Origin of the sequence: Bradyrhizobium sp. Gha (assembly GCF_900113735.1) — a bacterium.
In the GTDB taxonomy this organism is placed as follows: Bacteria; Pseudomonadota; Alphaproteobacteria; order Rhizobiales; family Xanthobacteraceae; genus Bradyrhizobium.
The window spans coordinates 92,397-117,337 of the sequence record NZ_FOQM01000020.1; the positions used below are offsets into that span (position 1 = coordinate 92,397).

The 24,941-nt window shown below is 66.0% G+C and carries 22 protein-coding genes, 1 tRNA gene and 1 riboswitch; of the genes, 12 read left to right on the plus strand and 11 right to left on the minus strand.

What is annotated here, in order from left to right; genetic code table 11:
- Window positions 1-96 precede the first annotated feature (96 nt).
- Window positions 97-1,482, plus strand: coding sequence for an MFS transporter (locus BM222_RS23100; protein WP_092232540.1), 1,386 nt, complete (start codon window positions 97-99; stop codon window positions 1,480-1,482).
- Between the two features lie 116 nt (window positions 1,483-1,598).
- On the opposite strand, the gene purH is transcribed toward BM222_RS23100, so the two are convergent.
- The 3 genes from purH to BM222_RS23115 all read right to left on the minus strand — a co-directional run bounded on the left by purH (window position 1,599) and on the right by BM222_RS23115 (window position 6,580).
- On the minus strand, window positions 1,599-3,191 hold the full coding sequence (purH, locus tag BM222_RS23105) for a bifunctional phosphoribosylaminoimidazolecarboxamide formyltransferase/IMP cyclohydrolase (RefSeq protein ID WP_092232543.1): 1,593 nt from the start codon (window positions 3,189-3,191) through the stop codon (window positions 1,599-1,601).
- A 24-nt stretch (window positions 3,192-3,215) separates the two neighbouring features.
- Window positions 3,216-3,297, minus strand: a riboswitch (ZMP/ZTP riboswitch).
- Between the two features lie 59 nt (window positions 3,298-3,356).
- The gene (locus BM222_RS23110) at window positions 3,357-5,075 is read right to left on the minus strand and encodes a heparinase II/III family protein (RefSeq protein ID WP_177243395.1); all 1,719 of its coding nucleotides are present in this window, start codon (window positions 5,073-5,075) and stop codon (window positions 3,357-3,359) included.
- 158 nt (window positions 5,076-5,233) lie between these two features.
- Complete coding sequence (locus BM222_RS23115) at window positions 5,234-6,580, minus strand: RsmB/NOP family class I SAM-dependent RNA methyltransferase (RefSeq protein WP_092232551.1); 1,347 nt, start codon at window positions 6,578-6,580, stop codon at window positions 5,234-5,236.
- A 186-nt stretch (window positions 6,581-6,766) separates the two neighbouring features.
- Between BM222_RS23115 and BM222_RS23120 the strand changes: the two genes are divergently transcribed.
- The gene (locus BM222_RS23120) at window positions 6,767-6,964 is read left to right on the plus strand and encodes a DUF1674 domain-containing protein (protein WP_092232554.1); all 198 of its coding nucleotides are present in this window, start codon (window positions 6,767-6,769) and stop codon (window positions 6,962-6,964) included.
- A 57-nt stretch (window positions 6,965-7,021) separates the two neighbouring features.
- Entirely contained in the window at window positions 7,022-7,612 is a 591-nt protein-coding gene (locus BM222_RS23125) for a thermonuclease family protein (protein WP_092232557.1), read from the plus strand.
- Window positions 7,613-7,665: 53 nt separating this feature from the next.
- Here the strand turns inward: BM222_RS23125 and BM222_RS23130 are convergent, their stop codons facing one another.
- Together BM222_RS23130 and acs are read right to left on the minus strand one after the other, a co-directional pair.
- Complete coding sequence (locus tag BM222_RS23130) at window positions 7,666-8,181, minus strand: L,D-transpeptidase (RefSeq protein WP_092232560.1); 516 nt, start codon at window positions 8,179-8,181, stop codon at window positions 7,666-7,668.
- Window positions 8,182-8,609: 428 nt separating this feature from the next.
- Window positions 8,610-10,550 carry an acetate--CoA ligase gene (gene acs / locus BM222_RS23135; RefSeq protein ID WP_177243396.1) on the minus strand — a complete coding sequence of 647 codons (1,941 nt, stop codon included), beginning with the start codon at window positions 10,548-10,550 and terminating at the stop codon, window positions 8,610-8,612.
- 408 nt (window positions 10,551-10,958) lie between these two features.
- Between acs and BM222_RS23140 the strand changes: the two genes are divergently transcribed.
- On the plus strand, window positions 10,959-12,128 hold the full coding sequence (locus BM222_RS23140) for a DNA topoisomerase IB (protein ID WP_092232565.1): 1,170 nt from the start codon (window positions 10,959-10,961) through the stop codon (window positions 12,126-12,128).
- 11 nt (window positions 12,129-12,139) lie between these two features.
- Here the strand turns inward: BM222_RS23140 and BM222_RS23145 are convergent, their stop codons facing one another.
- The gene (locus tag BM222_RS23145) at window positions 12,140-12,595 is read right to left on the minus strand and encodes an SRPBCC family protein (RefSeq protein WP_092232704.1); all 456 of its coding nucleotides are present in this window, start codon (window positions 12,593-12,595) and stop codon (window positions 12,140-12,142) included.
- 197 nt (window positions 12,596-12,792) lie between these two features.
- Here BM222_RS23145 and BM222_RS23150 point away from each other — a divergent pair, with 197 nt between their 5' ends.
- A complete protein-coding gene (locus BM222_RS23150) occupies window positions 12,793-13,884 on the plus strand; it encodes an adenylate/guanylate cyclase domain-containing protein (protein ID WP_177243400.1) in 1,092 nt (363 codons plus the stop codon).
- Window positions 13,885-13,888: 4 nt separating this feature from the next.
- Here the strand turns inward: BM222_RS23150 and BM222_RS23155 are convergent, their stop codons facing one another.
- Genes BM222_RS23155 through tsaD form a run of 3 tightly spaced genes read right to left on the minus strand, consistent with a single transcriptional unit; the run spans window position 13,889 to window position 16,361 of the window.
- The gene (locus BM222_RS23155) at window positions 13,889-14,302 is read right to left on the minus strand and encodes an EVE domain-containing protein (protein ID WP_092232571.1); all 414 of its coding nucleotides are present in this window, start codon (window positions 14,300-14,302) and stop codon (window positions 13,889-13,891) included.
- Window positions 14,303-14,304: 2 nt separating this feature from the next.
- Entirely contained in the window at window positions 14,305-15,285 is a 981-nt protein-coding gene (locus tag BM222_RS23160) for an NAD(P)H-dependent glycerol-3-phosphate dehydrogenase (RefSeq protein ID WP_092232574.1), read from the minus strand.
- A gap of 2 nt (window positions 15,286-15,287) precedes the next feature.
- Window positions 15,288-16,361 carry a tRNA (adenosine(37)-N6)-threonylcarbamoyltransferase complex transferase subunit TsaD gene (gene tsaD / locus BM222_RS23165; RefSeq protein ID WP_092232577.1) on the minus strand — a complete coding sequence of 358 codons (1,074 nt, stop codon included), beginning with the start codon at window positions 16,359-16,361 and terminating at the stop codon, window positions 15,288-15,290.
- Window positions 16,362-16,473: 112 nt separating this feature from the next.
- Here tsaD and BM222_RS23170 point away from each other — a divergent pair, with 112 nt between their 5' ends.
- The 5 genes from BM222_RS23170 to BM222_RS23190 all read left to right on the plus strand — a co-directional run bounded on the left by BM222_RS23170 (window position 16,474) and on the right by BM222_RS23190 (window position 21,093).
- Window positions 16,474-17,220: a uroporphyrinogen-III synthase gene (locus tag BM222_RS23170; RefSeq protein WP_092232579.1), complete on the plus strand. Its 747-nt coding sequence runs from the start codon at window positions 16,474-16,476 to the stop codon at window positions 17,218-17,220.
- A gap of 65 nt (window positions 17,221-17,285) precedes the next feature.
- Window positions 17,286-18,539, plus strand: a complete 1,254-nt coding sequence (locus BM222_RS23175; protein ID WP_092232582.1) for a COG4223 family protein — start codon at window positions 17,286-17,288, stop codon at window positions 18,537-18,539.
- 35 nt (window positions 18,540-18,574) lie between these two features.
- Complete coding sequence (locus BM222_RS23180; protein ID WP_092232586.1) at window positions 18,575-20,344, plus strand: heme biosynthesis protein HemY; 1,770 nt, start codon at window positions 18,575-18,577, stop codon at window positions 20,342-20,344.
- A 99-nt stretch (window positions 20,345-20,443) separates the two neighbouring features.
- Window positions 20,444-20,519, plus strand: a tRNA-Thr gene (locus tag BM222_RS23185).
- Window positions 20,520-20,718: 199 nt separating this feature from the next.
- On the plus strand, window positions 20,719-21,093 hold the full coding sequence (locus tag BM222_RS23190) for a hypothetical protein (protein WP_092232590.1): 375 nt from the start codon (window positions 20,719-20,721) through the stop codon (window positions 21,091-21,093).
- Window positions 21,094-21,166: 73 nt separating this feature from the next.
- Here the strand turns inward: BM222_RS23190 and BM222_RS23195 are convergent, their stop codons facing one another.
- Window positions 21,167-22,234: a polysaccharide deacetylase family protein gene (locus BM222_RS23195; protein ID WP_092232594.1), complete on the minus strand. Its 1,068-nt coding sequence runs from the start codon at window positions 22,232-22,234 to the stop codon at window positions 21,167-21,169.
- A 255-nt stretch (window positions 22,235-22,489) separates the two neighbouring features.
- On the opposite strand from BM222_RS23195, the gene BM222_RS23200 reads away from it, so the two are divergent.
- Together BM222_RS23200 and BM222_RS23205 are read left to right on the plus strand one after the other, a co-directional pair.
- The gene (locus BM222_RS23200) at window positions 22,490-22,798 is read left to right on the plus strand and encodes a hypothetical protein (protein ID WP_092232597.1); all 309 of its coding nucleotides are present in this window, start codon (window positions 22,490-22,492) and stop codon (window positions 22,796-22,798) included.
- Window positions 22,799-22,974: 176 nt separating this feature from the next.
- A complete protein-coding gene (locus BM222_RS23205) occupies window positions 22,975-23,190 on the plus strand; it encodes a cysteine rich repeat-containing protein (RefSeq protein WP_092232600.1) in 216 nt (71 codons plus the stop codon).
- A gap of 19 nt (window positions 23,191-23,209) precedes the next feature.
- Here the strand turns inward: BM222_RS23205 and BM222_RS23210 are convergent, their stop codons facing one another.
- On the minus strand, window positions 23,210-24,898 hold the full coding sequence (locus tag BM222_RS23210) for an MFS transporter (protein WP_092232603.1): 1,689 nt from the start codon (window positions 24,896-24,898) through the stop codon (window positions 23,210-23,212).
- Window positions 24,899-24,941 lie beyond the last annotated feature (43 nt).

Here is a 24,941-nt window from a genome sequence, read left to right on the forward strand (position 1 = left end):
TTTCCGCTGGGCTCTCAGGCGAATTCAAGCGCGCCGCGACAATGCTATACGGTTTGCGCTAGGAGAGGCAAAACTGTTTGTGATGAGGACAGGGTGATGACGACGATCGCCCCGGATGCGCCAGTCACCGGCGCCTCGCGGACCTATCCGCCGCGCTCAGCGGTCGTCAGCTGGATCTTCTTCGATTGGGCCGCCCAGCCCTATTTCACGTTGATCACGACCTTCGTGTTTGCGCCCTATTTCGCCACCAGTATCGCGCCGGATCCCGCCACCGGCCAATCGCTCTGGGGGTTTGCGATGGCGGCAGCTGGCATGGCGATCGCGTTGCTGTCACCCGTGCTCGGCGCCATTGCCGATGCGTCGGGCCGGAGGAAACCGTGGATCGCTGCGTTCGGCGCGGTTCTGGTGGTGTCCTCCTGCGCGCTGTGGATCGGCAAGCCGGGCGATCTCTCGATCATTCCGCCGCTGCTGATTGCGGTCGCGTTGGCCAGCGTCGGCGCGGAATTCGCCACGGTCTTCAACAATGCCATGATGCCGACTTTGGTGCCGCCGGACCGCATCGGCCGGCTCTCGGGCACCGGCTGGGCCACCGGCTACATCGGCGGCATCGTCAGTCTGATCTTCGTGCTCGGCTTCCTCGCCGCCAATCCGGAGACCGGGCGCACCCTGCTCGGCTTCACGCCGCTGTTCGGGCTCGATCCCGTCACCCATCAAGGCGAGCGCGCCGCAGGGCCTTTGACCGGGTTGTGGTTCATCATCTTCGTGACGCCGATGTTCCTGTTCACGCCCGACTATCCGGCGAAGCGTCCGGTACGGCAGGCTCTGTACGAAGGTCTGCTTGATCTCAAGCAGTCGCTGAAGGATTTGCCGCAGCAGAGGTCGCTTGCCGCGTTTCTGCTCGCCAACATGATCTACACCGATGGTCTGGTGTCGCTGTTCGCTTTCGGTGGCATCTATGCCGCCGGCACCTTCGGCTGGCATACGATTCAGATCGGCACGTTCGGAATTATTCTGGCCATCGCCGGCACCTTTGGCGCATGGCTCGGCGGCAAGCTCGACGATTTCCTCGGTCCGAAGCGCGTCATTGCCGGCAGCATGCTGATCCTGCTGCTCGCGGTCGCTGCAATTCTGCTGGTCGACAAGGACAGCGTCCTGTTCGTCAAGGTCACGCCGCCGGTGCCGGGCGGTCCGCTGTTCAGCGCTGCGGCTGAGCGTGCCTATATCGTGCTCGGCTGCCTGATCGGCGCTGCCGGTGGGCCGCTTCAGGCGGCGTCGCGAACGCTTCTGATCCGGCTCGCGCCGAAGGATCGTATCGCGCAGTATTTCGGCTTGTTTGCGTTGACCGGGAGGGTGACGTCCTTCGTCGGCCCGCTGCTGATCGGCGTGGTCACCGCCGCAACCGCGAGCCAGAAGGCCGGCATGGCCGTGCTGGTGGCGTTTTTCACGACGGGGTTTGCGCTGCTGATGCGGGTGAAGGAGTAGCCGCCCTCTCTCCGGTTTCACCACCGTCATTGCGAGGATTGAAGCGACGAAGCAATCCAGACTTCCTCGCGGAAAGATTCTGGATCGCTTCGCTGCGCTCGCGACGAGTTGATAGATCAGTGCCTGAAATGCCGCGTGCCCGTGAACACCATGGCGATGCCGTGCTCGTCGGCGGCCTTGATGACCTCGTCATCGCGCATCGATCCGCCGGGCTGTACCACGGCAGTAGCGCCGGCTTCGATGCAGGCGAGCATGCCGTCGGCGAACGGGAAGAACGCATCCGACGCCACGACCGAACCCTTGGTGAGCGGCTCGACGAGCTTCAGCTCGTTGGCGGCGTCTTGTGCCTTGCGCGCTGCGATGCGGGCCGAATCCACCCGGCTCATCTGGCCCGCGCCGATGCCGACGGTGGCGAGATCCCTGGCGTAAACGATCGTGTTCGACTTGACGTGCTTTGCCACCCGGAACGCGAACTTGAGATCGCGCATCTCGGCATCACTGGGCGCACGCCTGGTCACGACCTTGAAAGTCATGTCGTCGACCACGGCGTTGTCGCGGCTCTGCACCAGAAGACCGCCGGCCACGGTCTTGGCGGTGAGGCCGGGGGCGCGTGGGTCGGGCAGGCTGCCGGCAAGCAACAGACGTAGATTCTTGCGCGCGCCGATGATGGCGATGGCTTCCTCGCTGGCGTCGGGCGCGATGATCACCTCGGTGAAGATCTTGGTGATCTCGCGCGCGGTGTCGGCGTCGAGCGCGCGGTTCATCGCGATGATGCCGCCGAAGGCCGAAGTGGAGTCGCAAGCCAGGGCCTTGCGATAGGCCTCGACGAGGTTCGCGCCTTCAGCAACGCCGCAGGGATTGGCGTGCTTGACGATGACGCAGGCAGCGGTGCGCTTGGTGTCGAACTCGCCGATGCACTCATAGGCCGCATCGGTGTCGTTGATGTTGTTGTAGGAGAGTTCCTTGCCCTGGAGCTGCCGTGCAGTCGAGACGCCCGGGCGCTTGTCCGGTGTCGCATAGAACGCCGCCGTCTGGTGCGGGTTCTCGCCGTAGCGCAGCGACTGGATCAGTTTGCCGCCGAAGGCACGGAAGTCGGGCGCCTCGATCTCGAGCTGGCGGTTGAACCAGTTCGATATGGCAGCATCATAGGCCGCGGTGCGGGCATAGGCCTTTGCGGCAAGCCGCCGGCGCAGCTTCAGCGTGGTCGCACCGTTGTTGGCGGCGAGCTCGTCGAGCACGGCCTTGTAGTCATCGGCCTCGACCACCACGGCGACGTCGTCGTGGTTCTTCGCGGCGGCGCGGATCATCGCGGGACCGCCGATGTCGATGTTCTCGATGCAATCCTCGAATCCCGCGCCTTTGTCGACGGTCGCTTCGAACGGATAGAGATTGACGACGAGCAGGTCGATCGGCGCGATACCGTGCGCCTTCATCGCTTCCGCGTGCTCCTTGTTGTCGCGGATCGCGAGCAGGCCGCCATGCACCTTCGGATGCAGCGTCTTGACGCGGCCGTCCATCATCTCGGGGAAGCCGGTGAGGTCGGAGACGTCCTTCACCTTCAGGCCGGCGGCGGCGATGGCTTTGGCGGTGCCGCCGGTCGAGACCAGCTCGACATCATGCGCGGCCAGCGCCTGGGCGAACTCGATCAGGCCTGATTTGTCGGAGACGGAAAGAAGGGCGCGGGTGACGCGGCGGGGGCGGTCGGTCATGAGCAAGATCCTCTGTTCAGGGAGTGTCTATGCCCAGGCGCGCGGCGGATATGTATCGCGCTTCCCGATGGTGCTCCATCCAAGGTCGCCAGTCGCGCGAACGAGCGTTCGATAGCAGTTTTCGACGCCCTTCACAACGATCGGATAGCGCCGAATCCCGGCTCTTTACAGCGGAAGTTCCGGCTCCCGGCGGGCGTTGCGGCGGGCATTGGTGACCGCCGGCGATGCGGTCGAGCGCACAAAACTCCAGCGAATCGAGGCCGCTTGGCGGGCATCCTGGCGGATCACGATCTGGGCGGTCCGGCGCGGGCCGTCATTGCCGGCCAGGAACACGCTGTCCTCCAGGTCGACCTTCTCGTCCAGCGCTTCAAAGGTCCAGACGTCGCGGTTCGGCAGCACCAGCATGACGCCGCGGGCATCCGACAGGCGGCTCGCCTTCACCGCGGGATGCAGGTGGAAACGCAGCGCGAAGTCGGCGCCGGCGCCTTTCAGCCGCGCGCCCTGCGGCGGCGACAACGTATCCTCGCCGTCAATCCGCGCTCCGTCATTGGCCATCATCAGCACGCGGCGATGGATCACGCCGAACCTGGCGAGATAGCCGTCATGGGAGGTCGTGAGCAGCGTGCCGTCCTGGATGATCTCGCGATAGCTCTCGACGTCGTGGGGGCCGCTGGTGATCGGTGCACCGTGCAGCAGCCGCTTCATCGCCGACATCTCGACGAACTGGCAGGACGAGGTGTCGTGATAGGTCAGCGTCGAATGCGCCGCGGTGCCGCGCGCGAACGGCCGCCAATTGTCGCGGCCCGTGGCCGGCATGCCGCAATTGGTGACGATGCGGCTGATGCCGGAAGACAATTCGAACGACAGGCAGCCGGCATGCGCATCGTGGCTGACGCCGGGCGGCGGCGGCGGGCCAGTGTCGATGATCACAGTGGTCGGCCCGGCATCGAGGCGCTGGAAGCCGGTGTGCGGCATGTTCGCCATCGGCGCGCCATGGGCGTCGTCATAGGCGAGCAGCGTGGCCAGCAGATCCGATGGCGTCGCGCTCATGCCGTTGAACAGCGCGAAATTGCCGTCGCCGTGCCGGAAGAAGCGCAGCATCGGCATCATGCGATCGATTGCATTGAGCAGCGCCGGCGGCGGCGCGATGTTGCGCGCGGCAAAGGTCTGCCGCAGCGGCAGCAGGTCGATCAGCAGCTCGATCAGCGCGCCGGGATTTCTGGAGATATGCCCGCCGTCGGGGAGGATCTGCCGCTGCAATTCGTCTGAGAGCTTTTTCGACGCGCTGCGGATGTGACGGGCCTGGTTGGCGAGGCACAACGTCGTGTAGCAGAGCGCGATCTGCACCTGGAGTCTCGGCACCCCATCGGGGATGTTGACCATGGTGAAGCGCAGCAAGCGGATCTCACGTGCGAGCGCGCGCAAGTAACGGCGGTAGAATTTGTTGTCGGTGTCGTTGAGCACCAGCGGCGCTTGCGACAGCAGCGAGATCACGCGCCGCGCCAGCACGTCGGCGCGGCGGGCGACCGGCCGGCGCTTGTTGGCGGGGTTGCCGATCCAGTCCTCGACCAGCGCGCGCGCATTGGCCCGGGTCAGTGCGGTGTCGGCGGCGCGTAAGTGTCGCAGCCAGCCGAAGCCGAGCAGCGCGACCTCCCAATCCTCCGAGGGCGGATCGAGATCGAAGATGGAGCGTCCGTGGCAGTTGACGATCTTTCCGGCGAAGACGAAGCGCCCTGCATAGATCTCCGCGGCGCGCGTCGCATCCGCGGTGCGCAGATCGTGCGGCGCGATGATCAACCGGTCGGTGCGACCGGGCCAGACCCGCGACAGCGCAACGGAACCGCCGCTCGCGCGCGCGAGCATGTTCCGCGCGAAGCGGTTCATGACCAGCGTCGAGATACGTCTGCGTTGAGCGACCGACACGCCTTACCTTGAAGGGGGGAGAGGATTCCGACGAATCCTTATTAATCCCAAAATCGGACCGCGGACACCACCTTGAAAGACCCCGAATCAGGGTCGTGGCTGCAAAATCCGGTGCAAAATCAGGATTTAACCAGCCGGGCCGCGAAAAATCCGTCGAGCCCACCAAGCTTCGGGTCGGCGTGCGGCAGATGGCTCGGCAAGGTCCGGAGATCGCCCTCGGCGGTGATGATTTCGCCGAGCCCGGAGACCTCGCCGGTCTCGATCGGCACGCGGCGAAGCGAGGGCTCTGCGGCCAGCAGCGTGGCGATGGCTTGCTCGCCTTCCTCGGGTTCCAGCGAACAGGTGCAATAGACCAGCGTCCCGCCCGGTTTGAGCAACGAGACCGATTTCTTCAGCAGCCGCTGCTGGAGAACGGTCATCGCGGCAACGTCTGAATCCTGCCGCAGCCATGCAACATCAGGATGCCTTCGAATCGTTCCGGTCGAGGTGCAGGGCGCATCGATCAGGATTCCATCGAAGCCGTCCGCTGGGCCCGTCCATTCCACGGCGTCAGCGACCACAGTCTCGGCCTGGAGCGACAGCCGGTTGAGATTTTCGCGCAGCCGCGCCACGCGGGCGGGCGAACGGTCGAGCGCCGTGACACGCGCTCCGGCTTGTGCCAGCTGCGCCGTCTTGCCGCCGGGCGCGGCGCAGAGATCGGCGATGGATTTGCCGGCGATATCTCGGAACAGCCGGACCGGCAGCGCGGCGGCGGCGTCCTGCACCCACCATTGTCCTTCGGCGAAACCGGGCAGCATGGTCACCGAGCCATGCAGCAGCGTGCGCACAGATCCGGTCGGCAGCACTTCGCCATGCAGACGGCTTGCCCAGTGTGCGGCGTCGGACTTCACAGTCAGATCGAGCGAAGGTTCGTGGCCGAGCGCGAGCGCCATGTCCCGTGCGGTCGCCTCGCCATAATGCGCGCTCCAGCGCGCCAGCAGCCAGGGCGGCAGGTCCAGCGATTGCGTCGCGATCTCCTCGACCAGCGCCTGGCCCTCGCGCGCGCAGCGGCGCAGCACGGCGTTGACGAGGCCGGCATAGCGTGCGGCGCGCCGGTCGGATTGCACCAGGCGCACCGACAGATCGACGGCAGCGTGATCGGGCACGTCCATCCAGAGGATCTGGGCGGCACCAATTAGCAGGGCGCTCTGCGCGCGCGGTGCATCGGACGGGATACCCTTGTCGAGCAGGCGAGACAGCACATGGCCGAGCGTGCCGAGCCGACGCAGGATGGTCGCGACCAGACGCCGCATCAGCGCGCGGTCGCGGTTGGCGAGCGTCTTCAGTCCGGGATGGGCGCCGGAGCCGTCGAGCTGGTCGTCGAGCGTGCGGTGCTTGTGTAACACGCCGTCGACGATGTCGGCAGCGATCCGCCGCGCCGCTAGACCAGGCACTTCGGATGGAGGGGCAAAACGTTGAGATGGCATGCGGACGTAAGGTTCTGAGCAAGCGGCAGTTCCGCCGGGTAGGCGCATGCCTTAAGATCAGCTTCTGTGGCATGCGAATATGCCAAATGTAAGAACGGCCTCTGGCGATTTCGGCCCGCCGGAGCCATTTCAGCAATGCGTTATTGAACGTCGCGCGCCTGACGATCCTGCGCTAGGACCCGAACGATGAACGACCAGCCTGCTGTCCCCAATCGCAAGCCCTTGCCGCCGGCCGCCCAGCGCGCGCTGGCCGAAGCGGAGGCACGCCGGCAAGCCGCCGCGGCCCGTGCCGAAGCTGCGCCGAAGGAATTGCAGGGGCCGAAGGGACCCGAGCCCACGCGCTACGGCGATTGGGAGCGCAAGGGGATCGCCTCGGATTTTTGAGGTTCGGATTTTTTAGGTCGCTTGTCGGTCTGGCCGACTCAGCCCTAGCGTGCGCGGATGTCGCGCTTCGACCCAGATAGGTCTCGTCGGCCCTCTTATGGCGGCTCGCCATTTGGCCGTCGTCTCTCCGGACTGGTGCCGTGGATGTTCATCGTCGCCGTCGCGGTGGCGATCGTGCTCATCTTCCGGCACGGCACCAACTGGCCGCTTCGGCATCCGGCCGATGGCCGCGCGCAGGATGCCGAGATCATCCTTCAGCATTCAGGCTCTCCCGAGAATCGCCTGCAGGTCGACGTGGTCCGCACCATCGATGGTGACACCTTCCTGGCGCGGGTGCATCAACGCGACGGACGCGATCTCGTCGCGCGGGTTCGGCTGCGCGGCATCGATGCGCCCGAGATGAAAGCATCCTGTCGCGACGAGCTCGACAAGGCGGAAGCCGCCACCGAGGCGCTGCGCAACCTGCTCGGCCAGGGCGGCGTCACGATCTACAATCTCGGGACGGAAAAATACGGGCGCGTTCTGGCCGATGTGGCGACCAGACGAACCGCCAACGTTTCGGCGGCGATGCTCGCAGGCGGTTACGCGCGCAGCTACGAGGGCGGCCATCGCGACGGCTGGTGCACGCGCGGCTGGCGCTTCTGGTAACAAAAAAGCCGCGTCGAAACGCGGCTCTTTCAATCGCTGTTTGGCCGCGGCGATCAGCGTGTCACGACGACCTTCGTTCCCACGGACACGCGGCTGTAGAGATCGGTGATGTCGTCGTTGAGCATACGGATGCAGCCATAGGAGACGAAGCCGCCGACCGAGTTCGGCACGTTGGTGCCATGGATGGCATATTCTCCCCCCGCAAGCGTCATCGCTGCTACGCCCATCGGGTTGCGCGGCGATCCGCCCGGGATGACGTCGGGAAGCTGCGGCTTGTCGCGCTTCACCTCGGCGGGCGGCGACCAGGCCGGATTGCGATACTTGCCGTCGATGCGGGTAACGCCGGCCCATTGCTTGCCTGATTTGCCGACGCCGACCGGATAGCGCATGGCGTGGCCGTCATCGAGGATGAGATACAGCCTGCGTTCGTTGGTTTTGACCACGATGGTGCCCGGCGAGAAGTCGGCAAGATGGGCGCCCACCAGTTCCGGCCGCGCCTCGGCTGTCGTCGGCATCAAGGCCCCCGCGGCGATGGTCGCGGCCAGCGCGAATGCAATCTTCATCGACATCAATTTTCCCCTCGGCCCGGAACGGATCGTCCAAATTCACGCAAACCTGAAATCGCCGGCCTCGCCCAGACATTCTTAACCGCGCTTGTTAACCGGACGGTTTCCACGCGCGGCCGCCGAGGGCGAGCCGGCAGGGGAAGAAAGGAAATGTTCGAAATAAAGTAAATGACCTGAAAACAACACTCCGCGGGAAAGACGCCGCCGCGCCGGCGGGCGGGCTGACAAGTGCGTGAGCACGTGAACGGCGGTTTGCGGGCTATGTCTAAGCTCGTGTCCCGGACGCGGCGCGGCACGCAGTGCTGCGACGCAGAGCCGGGACCCGGAAGCCAAGCGTTCTGCCGTGACATGGATCCGGGCTCTGCAGCGCACCGCACCGAACGATGCTTCGCATCATCGGCAGCGCTGCGCTGCGTCCGGGGCACGAGAGCTTACTTCTTGTTCTGGCGGTTCTTGACGAGATCATCGACCACGGCGGGATCGGCCAAGGTCGAGGTATCGCCCAGGCTGCCCGGCTCGTCCTCGGCGATCTTGCGCAGGATGCGGCGCATGATCTTGCCGGAACGGGTCTTGGGCAGGCCTGGCGCGAACTGGATCTGGTCGGGCGAGGCGATCGGCCCGATCTCTTTGCGCACCCAGGTGACGAGCTCCTTGCGTAGCTCCTCGGTCGGTTCGATGCCGGCCATCAGGGTCACGTAGGCGTAGATGCCCTGGCCCTTGATGTCGTGCGGGAAGCCGACCACGGCCGCCTCGGAAACCTTATCATGCGCGACCAGCGCGCTCTCGACTTCCGCGGTGCCCATGCGATGGCCTGACACGTTGATGACGTCGTCGACGCGGCCGGTGATCCAGTAATAGCCGTCGGCGTCGCGCCGGCAGCCGTCGCCGGTGAAGTACTTGCCCTTGTAGGTCGAGAAATAGGTCTGCTCGAAACGCGCATGGTCGCCGTAGACGGTGCGCATCTGGCCCGGCCATGAGCGGGTCAGGCAGAGATTGCCCGTGGTCTCACCTTCCAGCACCTTGCCGTCGGCATCGACGATTTCAGGCACCACGCCGAAGAACGGCTGCGTCGCCGAACCCGGCTTCAGCTTTGTCGCGCCCGGCAGCGGCGTGATGAGAATGCCGCCGGTCTCGGTCTGCCACCAGGTATCGACGATCGGGCACCTGTCGTCACCGACGACGCGGTGATACCACTCCCAGGCCTCGGGGTTGATGGGCTCGCCGACCGAGCCGAGCAGGCGGAGCGAGGCACGCGAGGTCTTCTTCACGGGCTCGTCGCCGCCTTGCATCAGCGCGCGGATCGCGGTCGGCGCGGTGTAGAAGATATTGACCTTGTGCTTGTCGATGACGTTCCAGAACCTGGAATTGTCGGGGTAATTCGGCACACCCTCGAACATCAGCGTGGTCGCGCCGTTGGCCAGCGGTCCATAGAGAATGTAGCTGTGGCCGGTGACCCAGCCCACGTCGGCGGTGCACCAGTAGATGTCGCCATCGTGATAGTCGAAGACATATTGATGCGTCATCGCGGCGAACACGAGGTAACCGGCCGAGGTGTGCAGCACGCCCTTGGGCTGGCCGGTCGAGCCTGAAGTATAGAGGATGAACAGCGGATCCTCGGCATGCATGTGCTCGACCGGGCATTCCGTCGTCACCATCGCCGCTGCCTCGTGATACCAGAGGTCGCGGGTCGGGTTCATGTCGATCTTGCCGCCGGTGCGCTTGACGACGACGACCCAGTCGACGCCCTCGGCCTTGGCGAGTGCCGCGTCGACATTGGCCTTCAGCGGCACCTTCTTGCCGCCGCGCAGACCCTCGTCCGCGGTGATGATCACCTTGGACTGGCAGTCGTTGATGCGCTGGGCGAGCGAATCCGGCGAGAAGCCTGCGAACACCACAGAGTGGATGGCGCCGATCCGCGCGCAGGCCAGCATCGCGTAGGCCGCTTCCGGAATCATCGGCAGATAGATGGTGACGCGGTCGCCCTTCTTCACATTGCGGGTGCGCAGGATGTTGGCCATCCGGCAGACCTCGTCGTGCAGCTCCTTGTAGGTGATGTGCCTGGACTGCGAGGGATCGTCGCCCTCCCAGATGATCGCGGTCTGGTTGGCGCGCTTGTGCAGATGCCGGTCGATGCAATTTTGGGCGACGTTGAGGATGCCGTCCTCGAACCATTTGATCGAGATGTTGCCCGGCGCGAAGGACACGTTCTCGATCTTGGTCGGCGCGTGCATCCAGTCGATGCGCTTGGCCTGCTCGGCCCAGAACGCGTTGGGGTCCGCGACCGAGCGGGCGTACATGTCCTTGTATTTGGCCTGATCGACCCAGGCGCGCTTGGCCCATTCCGCGGGGACGTCGTAGATCTTCTCGGACATGCTTCCCTCCACATACGGCAAGCCGAGCACAGCAGACTGGCGAGCCGACTTCATCGTTGCACGATTATGCGTCGGGCTAACCGGCCCCGACAAGGAGCACAAGCTGGACCTTGGATGAGCGGCCGGCCATGCGGAGAATCAAACTGCAATGACTGGCTGTCGCAAATCTGAAACAGGCCGGACGGCGGCTTGGCTCTTTACCCAAAACCCGGGAACGGCCTCGCGCAGGGCGCCCATGCGTCGCAGGAGGTATTTAGAGACCGCTTCTTGCTGATTCGGGACTCGCAATGCGGTTCGGAACACCCTAAGTGGCTAACCCGGGTCCCGAGAGGCCCTCCAGGCAACGCCTGGAACAAACATCAGAACAGCGGCATTGAACGGTAACAGACAGGGTCAAGGCGTAAGACTATGATGGAACAGCAGAATCTCGGGACGATGCGGCCTGCCTCGGCCGATCCTGCTGCCATCGCGCTGGCCAAAGCCCTCGGACAATGGCCGAAACCATCAGGTTCCACCCGTCCCAGCCCCAAGAAAGTGTTCGACTCGGCGTCCCCGGCGACGGTCGAGGCGCTGGCGAAAGAGCTGGGCCTGCGGCTCGGCGACCAGAACGAGCTGACCATCCGCCGCATCAAGCGCGGCAAGGGCTATTCCTTCGTCCGCCCCAACGGCGCGCATATCCGTGACGCCCGCACCATTCGCCGCCTGCACGCCATGGCGGTGCCGCCGGCCTATCGCGAGGTGCGCTACTCGGCCGATCCGAGCTCACATCTCCAGGCGGTGGGACGCGATGCCGCAGGCCGGCTGCAATATCGCTATCACGCCGACTGGGAGAAGGTCCGCGAGCATCGCAAGGCGCATCGCCTGGAAAAGCTGGTCGGCGCGCTGCCCAAAATCCGGCGCAAGGTCTCGGCGTTCCTGTCGGGCGACGAGCCGACCCGCGAATTCGCACTCTCGGCCGTGATCGAGCTGATCGCGCGCACCGCGATCCGGCCCGGTAATGAATCCTACGCCCGCCTCAACGGCACCCGCGGTGCCACGACGCTGCTGAAGTCCAACGTCACGCTGGAAGACGACTGCTTCGTGCTGACCTTCAAGGCGAAGGGCGGCAAGGCCGTTCGCAAGGAGTGCGACGCCGCCAAGCTGGTGCGCGCCATCGGCATTTTGCAAAGCGTCCCCGGCAAGCGCATGTTCCAGTATCGCGATGCCTACGGCATCGTGCGCGCCGTCAGCACCACGCAGGTGAACGCGTTCCTGCGCGAGATCGCGGGCATCAAGATTTCGCTGAAGGATTTTCGCACCCTGATGGCCTCGGCCGTGGTCGTGGAATCGCTGTCGCGGATCACGCCGGCGACCAGCCAGCGCGGCCGCAAGAAGCAGGTGCTGGACGCGATCCGCGCCGCCGCCGACAAGCTCTCCAACACGCCGGCGATCTGCCGCAAGAGCTACGTCCACGACACCATCGTGACGGCGTTCGAGGAGGGCATCCTCGAGCGCTTCGCGGCGACCATGAAGGGCCAACGCTCTCAAGCCCGACGCGAGCAGCTGTTGCAGCAGGTGGTGGCGACCGCAGCGGTGTAACCCTCGCGTCGCTACATATTGTCCGAGATACCCCGGTCCGGACCTGGATCGCCGCCGGCGGCGGCGCTCGTGAGTCGATTCAGATAATGCGCCCAGCCTTTCGCGTGGGCGGCCATCTGTTCCTCGGTCGGCAGCCCGCTATGCGTCATGCGCAGCAGCGTGCCGCCGTCGCGTTCGATCAGGTCGATCTCGATCAGGCTCGATCCGGGCGGCACTTCCTGACCGCCCTCCCAGCCGAACGTATAGGCCAGGCGATGCACCGGCACGACCTCGCGGAAGGCACCCCGGGCGATGCTGCCGCGCGGCCCGATACCCCTGAGAAGATAAAGCCCGCCGGGATGCGGCTCGGTGGTCGCATCCGAGCCCATCCAGCTCAGGATTTTCTCCGGGTCGGTCAAATAGGCGAAGACGGTGGCGCGCGGGGCGGCGATCTGGGTCTCGCGTCGCAATACGAAGGGCTCGGTCATCGGGATCATCCCTGGGCTAGAGTCCCGTTCCGACGGTGTCGGAACGGGACTCTAGTTTCTGTCTTGACGCGTTTTCTTTACGCGAACCGGCATCCACTTCGCTTGAAAACGCGCTGATACCGGCACATGGCGGCGCCAAAGCAGCCCGTCAAGGATTGCCCGTGACAAAGGCGGCCCTCCTTCGCCATCATCGGATCATGCAACTCTCCCCGACCCTCGCCTGGCTTGTCGATGCCGCCTCGGAAACCGCCGGCGCCGATCGCCTGCTCGCGGACCTCGGCGCGCATCTGCTCGCCGACGGCGTGCCGCTTGCGGCCGGCGCCCTGACGCTGGAGGTGCCGCATCCGCTGATCGCGAAGCGGACCTGGTTGTGGCGTGCGGACAACGGCCGGGTGATTGAGGCGCTCGGTTTTGCGCCGGGCGGCCTGGCGCCCGATTTGCCTGACGATGCCGGTCGCCGCTGGCTGCGCGATATCGCAGGCGGCGATGTGCACGAGGACATTGTCGGGCGCGATGGGCCGCTGCTCGGCTGGATCGGTCCGCATCCGTTCACATCAGACCAAATCGACCAACTGCGTCAGGCCGCGCGCTTTGCCGCGACGCCGCTCGCCGCGCTCGCTGCACGCGCGACGTTGCGCGCGACGCTGGAGGCCTATCTCGGCAAGCGCAGCGCCGAGCGGGTGCTGGCAGCGCCGTTGCGGCGCGATCTCGGTGAAACCATCCAGGCTGCGCTGCTCTATGCCGATCTGCGCGGCTTCACGACCCTGTCGGAAAGCAGTCCGCCTGCCGATGTGATCGCCGCGCTCGATGCCTGGTTCGATCGCATCGCAGGTGCCGTTCACGCCTTCGGCGGCGAGGTGCTGAAATTCATCGGCGATGGCGTGCTCGCGATCTTTCCGGTGGTCGAGGCGTCGCCGCGCCGCGCCTGTGATGCCGCGTTGCGTGCCGCCGGCGCGGCCGAAGCCGGGATGGCGTATCTCAACGCGGAGCGAAGCGCGCTGGGATTGCCGCTACTTTCCTTCGGTGCTGCCCTTCATCTCGGCGAGATGCTCTGGGGCAATATCGGCGCCGCCAATCGGCTCGACTTCACGGCGATCGGTCCTGCCGTCAACCTCGCCAGCCGGCTCGAAGGTCTGTGCAAGCCGCTTCGTAGGACCGTGCTGGTCTCGGGCGCGCTCGCCGCCGAGACGGACATGCCGCTGATCGCGCTCGGACTGCACAAGCTGCGCGGCATTGCCTCGCCATGCGAGGTGCTTGCGCTGCCGGAGACGCAAGGGCGGATAACGTAAGCCCCTAGAGCCCGCCCATCTTGCAGACGAGCTTCCATTCCTCAGGCGTCACGGGCTGCACCGACAGGCGCGAATATTTCACCAGCGCCATCTCGGCGAGCTTCTTCTCGGCCTTGATCGCGACCATCGTCACCGGCGTCTTCAAGGGCTTGTCGGCCTTGATGTCGACGCAGACGAACTTTTCGGTCTTGTCGGTCGGATCGGGATAGGCTTCCTTGATGACTTCCGCGATTCCAACGATCTCCTTGCCCTCGTTGGAATGGTAGAAGAACGCCTTGTCGCCCTTCTTCATGTTCACGAGATTGATGCGCGCAGTGTAGTTGCGCACGCCGGTCCAGGCTTCGCCTTTGGCGCCCTTCGCGACCTGCTGGTCCCAGGACCACACCGATGGTTCGGATTTCACCAGCCAGTACGCCATGCTCATTCCTCTGCCTTGAAGGGCCGCGTCAACAATCCGGAGATCGCAGCGTCGATCGTGCTTCTGCCGCCCAGGATTGATGCGACTGCTTCTGATACCGGCATCTCGATGTTTTGCGAAGCCGCGAGCTCGATCAGCACCGGCGCGGTGAATTCGCCTTCGGCAAGCTTGCCCGCGGGCGGCGGCTCACCGCGGCCGAGCGCGAGCCCAAGCGCGAAATTGCGCGATTGCGGGCTCGAGCAGGTCAGGATCAGATCGCCGAGCCCGGACAGGCCCGTGAGTGTCTCGCCGCGTGCGCCGAGCGCGCGGCCAAGCCGCGTCAACTCGGCAAAGGCGCGGGTGGTCAGTGCAGCCTGGGCGGAAGCACCGAGCTTGCGCCCGACCGCAATGCCGACCGCGATCGCCAGCACGTTCTTGGCCGCGCCGCCGATCTCGACGCCGCGGATGTCGGTGGAGTGATAGGGACGGAAGGTCGGCGAGCCCAGCGCCTGCACCAGCGCGCTCGCCAGCGCCTCGTCCTTCGCCGCCAGCGTCACCGCCGTCGGCAATCCGTGCGCGACGTCGTCGGCAAAGCTCGGGCCCGACAGGATCGCCGGCTGCGCATGCGGCGCGGCTTCCGCGATCACGTCAGTCATGAATTTGTGGGTGCCGTGCTCGATGCCCTTGGCGCAGGCGATGACGGGCACGGACGGGGTGATCTGCGCGGCCAGCATGTTGACCACGCCGCGCAGATGCTGCGCCGGGGTCGCGATCAGCAGCAAGTCGGCGCGCGCGGCTTGTGCGAGCTCGTGTGTGACGATGATCTCCGGCGCGAGCCGCACGCCGGGAAGGCGCGGATTGTCACGGGTCGATCCGATCCGTGCAGCATGGCCGGCGTTGCGTGCCCATAGCGTCACGCTCCTCCCGGCGCGCGCGGCCACCGTCGCCAGCGCCGTGCCCCAGGCGCCGGCACCGATCACCGCGACGGAGCGGAACGGCGTCATGGTCAATACCCCGCCCGCGTCTTGCCGTAGCCGTCAGGCGCGGTGGCGTTGGCGTCGAGCAGCCAGCGGGCGCGCGGCTGTGCGTCCATCGTATCGGTGATGCCGAGCGCGAGGCGTTCGGCGCCAGCCCAGGCAATCATCGCGCCATTATCGGTGCAGAGCGCGGGGGGCGGCATGATCAGCTGCGTCTTCGCTTCGCCGGCAACGTCGAACAGTGCGCCGCGGATCGCCTGATTGGCGGCGACGCCGCCGGCGGCGACCAGCGCGCGCGGCGCGCCGAATTGCTCGCGGAAGAGTTTCAGGCCGACGCGCAGCCGGTCTGCGGTCGAGTCAAGCACTGCGGCTTGGAAGCTCGCGCAGAGATCGCTGATGTCCTGCGGCGTGATCGCGCTGAGCCGGCTCGCCTCGGTGCGCACCGCTGTTTTCAGTCCCGACAACGAGAAGTTGGCGTCGGGACGGCCCTGCATCGGCCGCGGAAACGCAAAACGCGTCGGATCGCCAGTCGCCGCCGCGCGCTCGACTTCCGGTCCGCCGGGGTAGGGCAGGCCCAGCATCTTCGCCACCTTGTCGAAGGCCTCGCCGATGGCGTCGTCGACGGTGGTGCCGAGCCGCACATATTGGCCGATACCGGTGACCGCGACGATCTGGGTGTGGCCGCCGGAGGCGAGGAACAGACAATACGGAAATTCGATGCCGTCCGTCAGGCGCGGGGTCAGCGCATGCGCCTCGAGATGGTTGACCGCGACCAGCGGCGTGTCATGCACCATTGCGATCGCCTTCGCAGTGGTGAGGCCGACGATGACGCCGCCGATCAGCCCCGGTCCTGCGGCTGCCGCCACGCCGTCGAGCTGGGCGAAGTCGATGCCCGCCTCGCTCATGGCGCGGTCGATGATGCCGTCGAGCAGGTCGACATGGGCGCGCGCGGCGATCTCCGGCACCACGCCGCCGAAGCGGGCGTGCTCCTCGACCTGCGACCGCACGATGTTGGAGAGGATCTTGCCGCGGCCGTCCGGCGCGCGCTCGATCACGGCTGCCGCGGTCTCGTCGCAGGTGGTCTCGATGCCCAGTACCAGCATTGGCGAATTGTTATCCAATTTGCGCCCTTGCGCTCATCCGTAAAGCAGAGTTCTGGTACGTCCGACAGCATTCGTCAATGCGTCACGGCCACGTGGATCGGGAACACAAGCGATGTCCATTCTTGTCACACGGCCGCATCCCGACAATCAGGCAACAGCGGAGAATCTGCGCGCGCGGGGGCATGTGGTGCTGCTCGCGCCGGTGCTCAAGTTCGAGCCGGTCGCTTTTCATGACGAGAGCGAAACCGGCTACAGCGCCATCATCGTGACATCGGCCAATGCGATCCGCGGCGTCGCGTCGCAATTGCGCGAGCGCGGCCTCTTGGAGCTGCCGCTGTTCGCGGTCGGAGAGCACACCGCTGCCGTGGCGCGCGACGTCGGCTTCACGAAGGTGCTCGTTGCCGGCGGTGATGCCGCGTCCCTGCGCGATAGGATGATGCAGGGTGCGCGCGACAAGGTGCTGAAGAAAAAGAGTACGCTGCTTTATCTTGCCGGGGCCGATCTGTCGCGGGATCTCGGCGGCGAGCTTGGCGCGGAAGGGTTTAGCGTGGTCACGCAAACGACGTATCGCATGGCCCCCGTCAATATCCTGCCGCGCGAGGTCAGCGACGGCTTTGCCGACCATGGCATCGAGGCGGTGCTGCACTACTCCCGGCGCAGCGCGCGCGCCTTCCTGGATGCGGCCCGGGACGAGGGCGTCGAAATCTCGGCACTGTCGATCCCACAATGCTGCCTGTCCGAGACGGTTGCGAGCGTACTCCGCGATGCCGGCGCGTCGCAGGTTCTGGTGGCCGCGACCCCGGACGAAAATGCCCTGTTTGACGCCTTGGAGCGTGCTTTGCGGACCCGTTTGGCGTAAGAGGACGGGCCGAATCCGACGCAATCGGGCTCGTCTCTGGTATGCAAGTGTGAGGAACCGTCACGATGGCCGACGACAAGCCTGAAGAGGCAGGATTGGCTCCCGAGTCCGGCCGTGCCAAGCGCACCCCGCCCACCATCGACCTCGAGGCGACCGAAGTCTCCACTCAGCCGCAAGAGGTCGCGGCCGGGCCGGAGGCACAGCCGTCGGCTGAGCAGGCAACATTCGGGCAGGCCGGTGTCGATGATGGCACGGTCGAGACCGGAAAGGCTGAGACAGCCAGAGCTGACACGGACAGGGCTGAGCCGCAGCGAAACGACGCGCAAGCTGCTGCTGCGTCGGCCCCGATCTCTCCCTGGGTCATCGCGCCATTTTCCGGCGCCGTCGCGGCCGCGCTCGTGATCGCGGTCGGTTGGGTGCTGGGCTGGCCCGCGGTCCAGGCGCCGCCGGCCGCGCCGCAAGTGACGAGCGCGACCATCGATGCGCTGAGCGGACGTGTCGCCGCAATCGAAGCCAAGGCGGTCAGGCCCGCGCCAGATCCGGCGATGACGTCGCGGCTCGATGCGTTGGAAAAATCCGTCGGCACGCTGCGCAGCGATATCGCCAATCTGCGTACGCAGTCCGACAAGGTCGCGGGCGCATTGAACGATGCTAAATCCGCGCCGCGCGATGCGGCGTCGTCATCCGGCCTCGCCGCCCTCGACGAGCGCGTCTCCCAGCTCGAGCGCGCCAGCACCTCTGCCCGCGCCGAGCTCGCGCAGCAGAGCGAAAAGATCGCCGCCGATGCCAAGCAGACGGACGACAAGCCGTTGCGCTATGTCGTTGCCGCCACCCTGCTCGACGTTGCCGTCCGCCATAACGACCCTTATGAGGCGCAGCTCGCAGCGGCGCGGTCGCTTGCGGCCAAGCCCGAGATGCTGAAACCGCTCGACATGTTCGCGGCCTCAGGGATTCCGACCCCGGTCGCGCTGAGCCGCGAGCTCCTCAACATCGTGCCAAAGCTGTCGCCGCCGGCAGAAGCTCCGGCCGCGGGGGCCGGCATCGTCGAGCGCCTCCAGGCTGGAGCATCGAAGCTCGTCCGCATCGAGCGTACCGACGGGGCCGGCACCGACCACGGTGCCGTTGTCGCACGGGTCACGGCGGCGGCGCTGCGCAACGACGTCGTCGAGGCGCGTCGCGAGTTGAAGACACTGTCCGAGGCCGATCGTGCGCCCGCGCAAGGCTGGCTCGACAAGGTCGATGCGCGCGATGCCGCGCTCGCGGCCTCCCGTCGATTTGCCGACGACGCTCTGGCCGGTCTCACCAAGCCTGCGCAATAAGATTCGCGCAACAATCCGCGCGTATAGGGATAGCCATGCTTCGCATCGTCCTCTTCCTCGTTCTGATTGCGCTCGCAGGCGCCGGCGCGGCCTGGGTTGCCGATCAGCCCGGCAATGTCGTGATGACCTGGGGCGCTTATCGGGCCTCACCGAGCATTCCGGTGTTCGTGCTCTGCCTCGGCATCTTTGCCGTCTTGATCGTCCTGCTCTGGAGCATCTTGACCGCGATCTGGCGCATGCCCGGTCGGATGCGTCGCCGGCGGCACGAAAAGCGCCACGCGCGCGGCCGCCACGCCATCACGCATGGTTTGCTTGCGATCGGCCACGGCGATACCGGCCTTGCCCGCCGTCACGCCGAAGCGGCGCGGCGCCATGCGCCGGATGATCCGCTCGCGCTGCTCTTGCACGCGCAATCGGCTCAGCTCGACGGCAATCGCGACGAGGCGCAGCGCGCCTTCCGCGCCATGGTCGAGCGCGAGGACACGCGGCTGCTCGGGCTGCGCGGCCTGTTCATCGAGGCGCAGCGCGCCGACGATGCGGTCGGCGCGGTGATGATCGCGGAGGAGGCGATCAAGCTGTCGCCATCCTCGACCTGGGCCTCGCATGCGGTGCTCGGCTTCCGCTGCGCGCGCGGCGATTGGAGCGGCGCGCTCGCGATCCTCGATTCGAATCTGTCCGCAGGCCTGATCGACAAGCAAGCCTATCGGCGCCAGCGCGGCGTGCTGCTGACGGCGCGCGCGCTGGAGTTGGAAACCGTGGACCGCGACGTCGCGCGCGAGAGCGTGATGGAAGCCGTCAAGCTCGCGCCGACCTTGGTGCCGGCCGCCGTGCTGGCGGCGAAATTCGAGAGCGAAGCGCATCAGGTGCGTCGCGCCATGAAGCTGGTCGAAGCCGCATGGCTCGCCAATCCGCATCCCGATCTGGCCGACGCCTACGCGCATGTGAAGCTCGGCGATTCTGCGCGGCAGCGCCTGCAGCGGATCGAGACGCTCGCGGCGAAAGCGCCCGCTGACAAGCCCGGCCATGTCGAGGGACAGCTGGCGATTGCACGCGCCGCGATCGATGCCTCCGAATTCGCCCGCGCGCGCGAAGTGCTGGCGCCCTATGTCAACGACCCGACCCAGCGCGTGGCGCTGCTGATGGCCGAGCTCGAGCGCAGCGAGCACGGCGACGGCGGACGCGCCCGCGCCTGGACGTTGCGCGCGGTGCGTGCCCGGCACGATCCCGCCTGGACCGCCGACGGCTATGTCAGCGATCGCTGGCGTCCGGTCTCCCCGGTCACCGGGCGGCTCGATGCCTTCCAGTGGCAGACGCCGGTCGCGAGCCTGCCCTCGGACAAGGGCACCACGATCGAGTCCTCCGCTTTCGAGGAAGCCATGCTCGCCGCCCCGCCGCCAAAGCGTGTGACGGCGGCCAGCGAGACGCCGGCGGAACCCGTCGTGATCACGCCGGCTGCGACCCCTGTTCCTGCCCCAGCCCCCGCTCCGGCCGCGCAGGACAATGCGCCTCCGGCGGCCCAGGAAGAGCTGGCGGTGGCGCCCGCCGAGCCGGTCAAGCCGGCCCCTGAAGCCGCCGAATCATTGCCAGCAGCGGAAACGCCGGTGTTCCGGACCCGTGCGGACCTCGGCAAGCCCGCGCAGGCGCCGATTCAGGCCGTCATCCCGATCGTCCGTGCGCCCGATGATCCCGGCATCGATGATGACGGCCCGAGCGATGAATTTACGGAACAAATCGGCACACCCAGGGACCATGCAAAGGCCCAGGCCGGAGGCTGGCGCGGATTCTGGTCCCGCTGGGGTGCATGAGGCCCATTTCCTCGCCCGCTTCTCCTTGCCAATTCCGGCCATGCCCGATATCAGGAGCGCGCGTATCGGGGCCGACCTATCCGGGCCCCGGCAGGGTTCGCCGCAATAGCTCAGTCGGTAGAGCACGTCATTCGTAATGACGGGGTCGGGGGTTCGAATCCCTCTTGCGGCACCAGCACCCCGTTTGTTCAGCCCCTGTCCGACCGTCACAAGCCGGCTTGTTCTTTCCTGAAGCGTGCGCGTGTCGCGTCCACGCTTGTGTCACTGCTATGCGCAGCTGAAAATCGGCGAGGGCGGCCTCCGTGATTTCCATCACATAACCTCCCGCAGCGCGCCCCTACTGTCCCCGTCACGCAAATACGGGGAGGTTTCACATGCGCAAGCTCATTCTGGTGGCCGCCATGGTTCTGGTCTCTGGCTCTGCCCAGGCAGGTGGCCCGCGCAGCCTTTCGCTGGCCGCGGCCAGCGACCAGGCGCAGGCACCGCAAGCAGCGGCCGCGCCGACGTTTACCGCCATGCAGGTCAGTGAAGTCGCGCCAGCCGCTGTGCCTCCGGTCTATGTCGACCGCCCGTCGGTTTCGACCACCGCTCCATCTGCTCCGGCCGCAACAACCACGCCGGCGTCCGCGCCGGTTGCGGCTCAGCCCGCACCGAAGACGAATGCGAAGGCGGACAGGCCCAGGCACAACCAAGGCTGGTCCGAAGGCCGCATCATCAGCGAGCTGCACCGGCACGGCATCTATTGGTAAGCGACGGCTCTGCTCTCGAAACAAAAATGGCCGGGCTGAGCCCGGCCATTTCGTGTCGTCAACTCTGTCGCACTCAGCGCTGGGAGACCGTCTGCACCACGCTCGAGACCGGGCGCGCGTTCGTCGCACTGCTCGACGCCGGCACCTTCATCTCCTTGAGCACCGCTTCGTCATACTCGGGCAGCGATTCGAACGTCGTCTTCGCCTTGACCTGCACGACCTTGTAGCCGCCGGCCTTGAGACGCGCGAGCAGCGTCGGCAGCGCCTCGCCGGTGCGCTTCTGGAAGTCGTGCATCAGGATGATGCCCTTGCCGAGCTTGTCGAGCTTGGTCATCACGTTGCTGATGATCTTGTCCGGCGTGCTCTCCTTGCGGAAATCGAAGGAGTCGAGGTCGGTCGAGAAGATCCCGATATTGCGGCTGCCGAGATAGCTCACGAGCGCCGGGCTCTGCGAAAGCTGCGGAAAGCGGAAGAACGGCGACGGATTGGTGCCGAGCGCCCATTTCACCGCGCTGAAGCCTTTCTCGATCTCGTCCTTGGCCTGCTGCTCCGTCATCTTCTTGCCGGCGAGATTGACGTGCGACCAGGTGTGCGTGCCCACCGTGTGGCCCTGGGCCAGAACCTGGCGCAGGATTTCCGGATGCCAGCTGGCGTGCTTGCCGACCGAGAAGAACAGGCCCTTGGTGCATTCGTCGGCCAGTGCCTTCAGCACGGCCGGCGTGTTGTGCGGCCACGGGCTGTCGTCGAAGGTCAGCACGACCTCCTTGTCGGCGAGGAAATCAAACTGCTTGTACTGCTCGAAGCCGAAGCCCGGACCGCCGGTCGTGTCGATCTCGACCACGCGCGAGACGCCGAGCGCATTGGGATTGGTGCAGGTCGTATCCTGGACCGGCGCCACGGCTGGTGCAGGCGCAGGAGCGGCCGCGGCGGCAGAAGCCGCGGGCTTGGCGGCGATCGCCGCGGTGGTCTCGACGTCATCCTTGGCGGCAAGCTTGGCCGGCGCGAGCAGCGGATCTGCGGCGCGGGCGGCCGTCGTCTTGGGGGCGCCCTGGTCGGCGCGCGAGGAATAAAAATACCAACCTCCGGCGATCACGATCGCCGCAACCACACTGGCCAGCATCAGGCCCAACGCATTACGCATCGCTACTCTTTCCAAATACGCAACCAAAACAGCGGATTTTCTCCGCGCCGAGCCATTAATGCGAAGGAACAGTTAACGTGACACCAACACGACAGCGGTTGCGGAGGAATTTCAGGCAGGTGCGCCAAAGTGACAGAGGTCACAGAGGGTGGGCGGCCCGTGACTGCCATCACAGTGGAAAGGATTTTCGGGGAGCATGGTCATTCCCATCAACAACGGGTCCCGCTTTGCGCGGGTTGCCAATGGGAGCCTCACATGACGACGGCGTTTCCTGGGAAGTCCCTGACTGCGAAGATCCGCGATACCGGCCTGGCCCTTGGCTTTGCCGCGATCGTCTCGATCGTCTCGACGACCTCTAGCTTCGCCTTCTCGGCCGAAGCGCAGCAGATGTGCACCGGCGATGCCTTCCGCCTGTGCTCTTCGGAAATCCCGGACATCCCGAAGATCACCGCGTGCATGATCAAGCATCGCTCGGACCTGAGCGCCGGTTGCCGCGCGGTGATGGACAAGGATCTCGCCAAGGGCGCCTCACGCAAGGTCGCTGACGTCCAGGACCGGCAATAAGCACGGCCAATGAGAGCACGGACAAAAAGCCGCGCTTCAAAGCTCCTGGGCGATGTGCCCCGGCTCGATGCCGGAGACATCGGCCGGCGCCGGCAAGCCATCAACAAAGCCGTTGCGGCTCAGGGATCGTCGCACTAGCTTCGCCCGCTCATTGACCGGGTACGAGGCGTTACGCGATGACCAGATTTCTTTTCATCATTCCTTTGCTCCTTGGTGCATCGAGCGCGTCTGCGCAGCAGCAGACCGGCCACGACGCATGCGCGCGTGATGTTGCGCGCTTCTGCCGTGCCGTGATGAACAATGGTGATAGCGCCGTGCTGGCCTGTCTGAAAGAGCACCGTGCTCGCCTCGGCAAGGCCTGCGACAAGGTGCTGACGGATCACGGGCAATAGTCCGGCCACGCAACAAACCTTACGTGCTGCTGCCCGCCGCGGTCGCGACCACGGGCAGCACTTCGCTTGCAGCCCGGTCCGGCGTCTCTTCCTTCCAGCGCACCGATCCGAACGGCCGCTCGAGCATGCGGCGGATCCGCACCGGCTCGACGCCGATATGGAGATCGTTCGCACGCTGATAGAGCGCGCGTTCGGATTGGGTCGCGCGGTTGCGCTGACGCAGATAGTCGAGCCAGGTCGGGCAGTGATAGCGCTCGGTCCACAATTCCGGATCGGCGATGTCGCGCGCGATCGACCAGCCATAGGCGCCGTTGCGCTGTCGGGAGAGCTGCACGTCCTGCATGATGTTATGGAAGGCGCGCGCGTTCTCCTGGGCGACCCGATATTCGATCTCGACCACCAGCGGACCGCTGCGAGCGGTGAGCGAGAGCTTGACCTCGGGGTCGGCCAGCACGTCCGCGTCTTCGTTGCGGGCGCCGACGCGCGGCATCGTCAGCCAGATCCCGAGCACAGGCGAGATCAGCATCAGGCTCGCCGCAGTCAGGAGCGCGACCTCGACGCCGGCATAGTCGGTGAGGTGACCCCAGCCCCACGCGCCGATCGCGATGCCGCCGGAGATCGAGGCCTGGAACGCCGCGAGCGAGCGTCCGGCGACCCACCGCGGCGCCGAGAGCTGCACGCCGATGTTGAACAGCGCCACCGCGGCCATCCAGACCGCGCCCGCCAGCACCAGCGCGGCCGCAGTGAGCACCGGCTCGGTGCTCAGGGCAATTGCCGCCATCGCAAGCGCCATCGAGATCGTGCAGGCGCGGATCGCAGCCTCGCCGCTCATGCGCTTGCGCAGCTCGTGAATGTTGAGCGCGCCGACCACCGCGCCCATCCCGAATGCGCCCAGCATGATGCCGTAGGTCTGTGCGCCGCCGTGCAAGAGGTCGCGCGCGACCAGCGGCATCAGCGCCATGATCGCGCCGCCGATCAGGCCCATCACCAGCGTTCGCAGCAGCACGATCTTGATCGGCGGCGAATTGGTGATGTAGCGGAAGCCCGAGACCATGGCGCGGTTGAGTTTCTCCCGGGGCAGCCGCGAGGGTTCGACCACGCGCCGCCACAACAGCAGCACGACCAGCAGCGGCAGATAGAGAACCGCGTTGCAGGCGAACGCCGCCACCGCGCCCGCGGCGGCAACGATCACGCCGCCGACCGCAGGACCGAAGCTGCGCGCGATGTTGTAGCTGATGCCGTTCAGTGCCACCGCCGACGGCAGTGCGTCCTGCGGCACCTGCTCGCTGACCGAGGACTGCCAGGCCGGTCCGAACAACGCATTGCCGCTGCCGACCACGAAGCAGAAGGCCAGCAACGATTCCGGGGCGATCAGCTTGAGCCCGGCCAGGATCGTCAGGGCGGACGCGCCGGCCAGCGCGATCATGAGCGCGATCAGGGTCACGATACGGCGGTCGTACATATCGGCGATGGCGCCGGCCGGCATCGAGATCAGCATGATCGGCAGCATCAGGGCGGTCTGAACCAGCGCCACCTTGTCGGCCGAGGCCGCCATCTGCGTCATCGCCCAGGCCGCGCCCACGCCCTGGATCAGGAGGCCGAGATTGGAGAGCAGGCTGGCGAGCCAGATGCGCCGGAATATGGTGTACCGCAGCGGGGCCGTGATGCCGTCGGCGGAACGATTCTGACGGTTCGTCTGCTCGGTCATATACCCTTCCAAGTCCTCTGGCAGAAATGGCTTCAAGGATTCC

Bases quoted from the DNA above. Each gene is read 5' to 3' on its own strand.
- BM222_RS23100 (WP_092232540.1), top strand. From the start codon at position 97: ATGACGACGATCGCCCCGGATGCGCCAGTCACCGGCGCCTCGCGGACC.
- purH (WP_092232543.1), bottom strand. From the start codon at position 3,191: ATGACCGACCGCCCCCGCCGCGTCACCCGCGCCCTTCTTTCCGTCTCC.
- BM222_RS23110 (WP_177243395.1), bottom strand. From the start codon at position 5,075: ATGAACCGCTTCGCGCGGAACATGCTCGCGCGCGCGAGCGGCGGTTCC.
- BM222_RS23115 (WP_092232551.1), bottom strand. From the start codon at position 6,580: ATGCCATCTCAACGTTTTGCCCCTCCATCCGAAGTGCCTGGTCTAGCG.
- BM222_RS23120 (WP_092232554.1), top strand. From the start codon at position 6,767: ATGAACGACCAGCCTGCTGTCCCCAATCGCAAGCCCTTGCCGCCGGCC.
- BM222_RS23125 (WP_092232557.1), top strand. From the start codon at position 7,022: ATGTCGCGCTTCGACCCAGATAGGTCTCGTCGGCCCTCTTATGGCGGC.
- BM222_RS23130 (WP_092232560.1), bottom strand. From the start codon at position 8,181: ATGTCGATGAAGATTGCATTCGCGCTGGCCGCGACCATCGCCGCGGGG.
- acs (WP_177243396.1), bottom strand. From the start codon at position 10,550: ATGTCCGAGAAGATCTACGACGTCCCCGCGGAATGGGCCAAGCGCGCC.
- BM222_RS23140 (WP_092232565.1), top strand. From the start codon at position 10,959: ATGATGGAACAGCAGAATCTCGGGACGATGCGGCCTGCCTCGGCCGAT.
- BM222_RS23145 (WP_092232704.1), bottom strand. From the start codon at position 12,595: ATGACCGAGCCCTTCGTATTGCGACGCGAGACCCAGATCGCCGCCCCG.
- BM222_RS23150 (WP_177243400.1), top strand. From the start codon at position 12,793: ATGCAACTCTCCCCGACCCTCGCCTGGCTTGTCGATGCCGCCTCGGAA.
- BM222_RS23155 (WP_092232571.1), bottom strand. From the start codon at position 14,302: ATGGCGTACTGGCTGGTGAAATCCGAACCATCGGTGTGGTCCTGGGAC.
- BM222_RS23160 (WP_092232574.1), bottom strand. From the start codon at position 15,285: ATGACGCCGTTCCGCTCCGTCGCGGTGATCGGTGCCGGCGCCTGGGGC.
- tsaD (WP_092232577.1), bottom strand. From the start codon at position 16,361: ATGCTGGTACTGGGCATCGAGACCACCTGCGACGAGACCGCGGCAGCC.
- BM222_RS23170 (WP_092232579.1), top strand. From the start codon at position 16,474: ATGTCCATTCTTGTCACACGGCCGCATCCCGACAATCAGGCAACAGCG.
- BM222_RS23175 (WP_092232582.1), top strand. From the start codon at position 17,286: ATGGCCGACGACAAGCCTGAAGAGGCAGGATTGGCTCCCGAGTCCGGC.
- BM222_RS23180 (WP_092232586.1), top strand. From the start codon at position 18,575: ATGCTTCGCATCGTCCTCTTCCTCGTTCTGATTGCGCTCGCAGGCGCC.
- BM222_RS23190 (WP_092232590.1), top strand. From the start codon at position 20,719: ATGCGCAAGCTCATTCTGGTGGCCGCCATGGTTCTGGTCTCTGGCTCT.
- BM222_RS23195 (WP_092232594.1), bottom strand. From the start codon at position 22,234: ATGCGTAATGCGTTGGGCCTGATGCTGGCCAGTGTGGTTGCGGCGATC.
- BM222_RS23200 (WP_092232597.1), top strand. From the start codon at position 22,490: ATGACGACGGCGTTTCCTGGGAAGTCCCTGACTGCGAAGATCCGCGAT.
- BM222_RS23205 (WP_092232600.1), top strand. From the start codon at position 22,975: ATGACCAGATTTCTTTTCATCATTCCTTTGCTCCTTGGTGCATCGAGC.
- BM222_RS23210 (WP_092232603.1), bottom strand. From the start codon at position 24,898: ATGACCGAGCAGACGAACCGTCAGAATCGTTCCGCCGACGGCATCACG.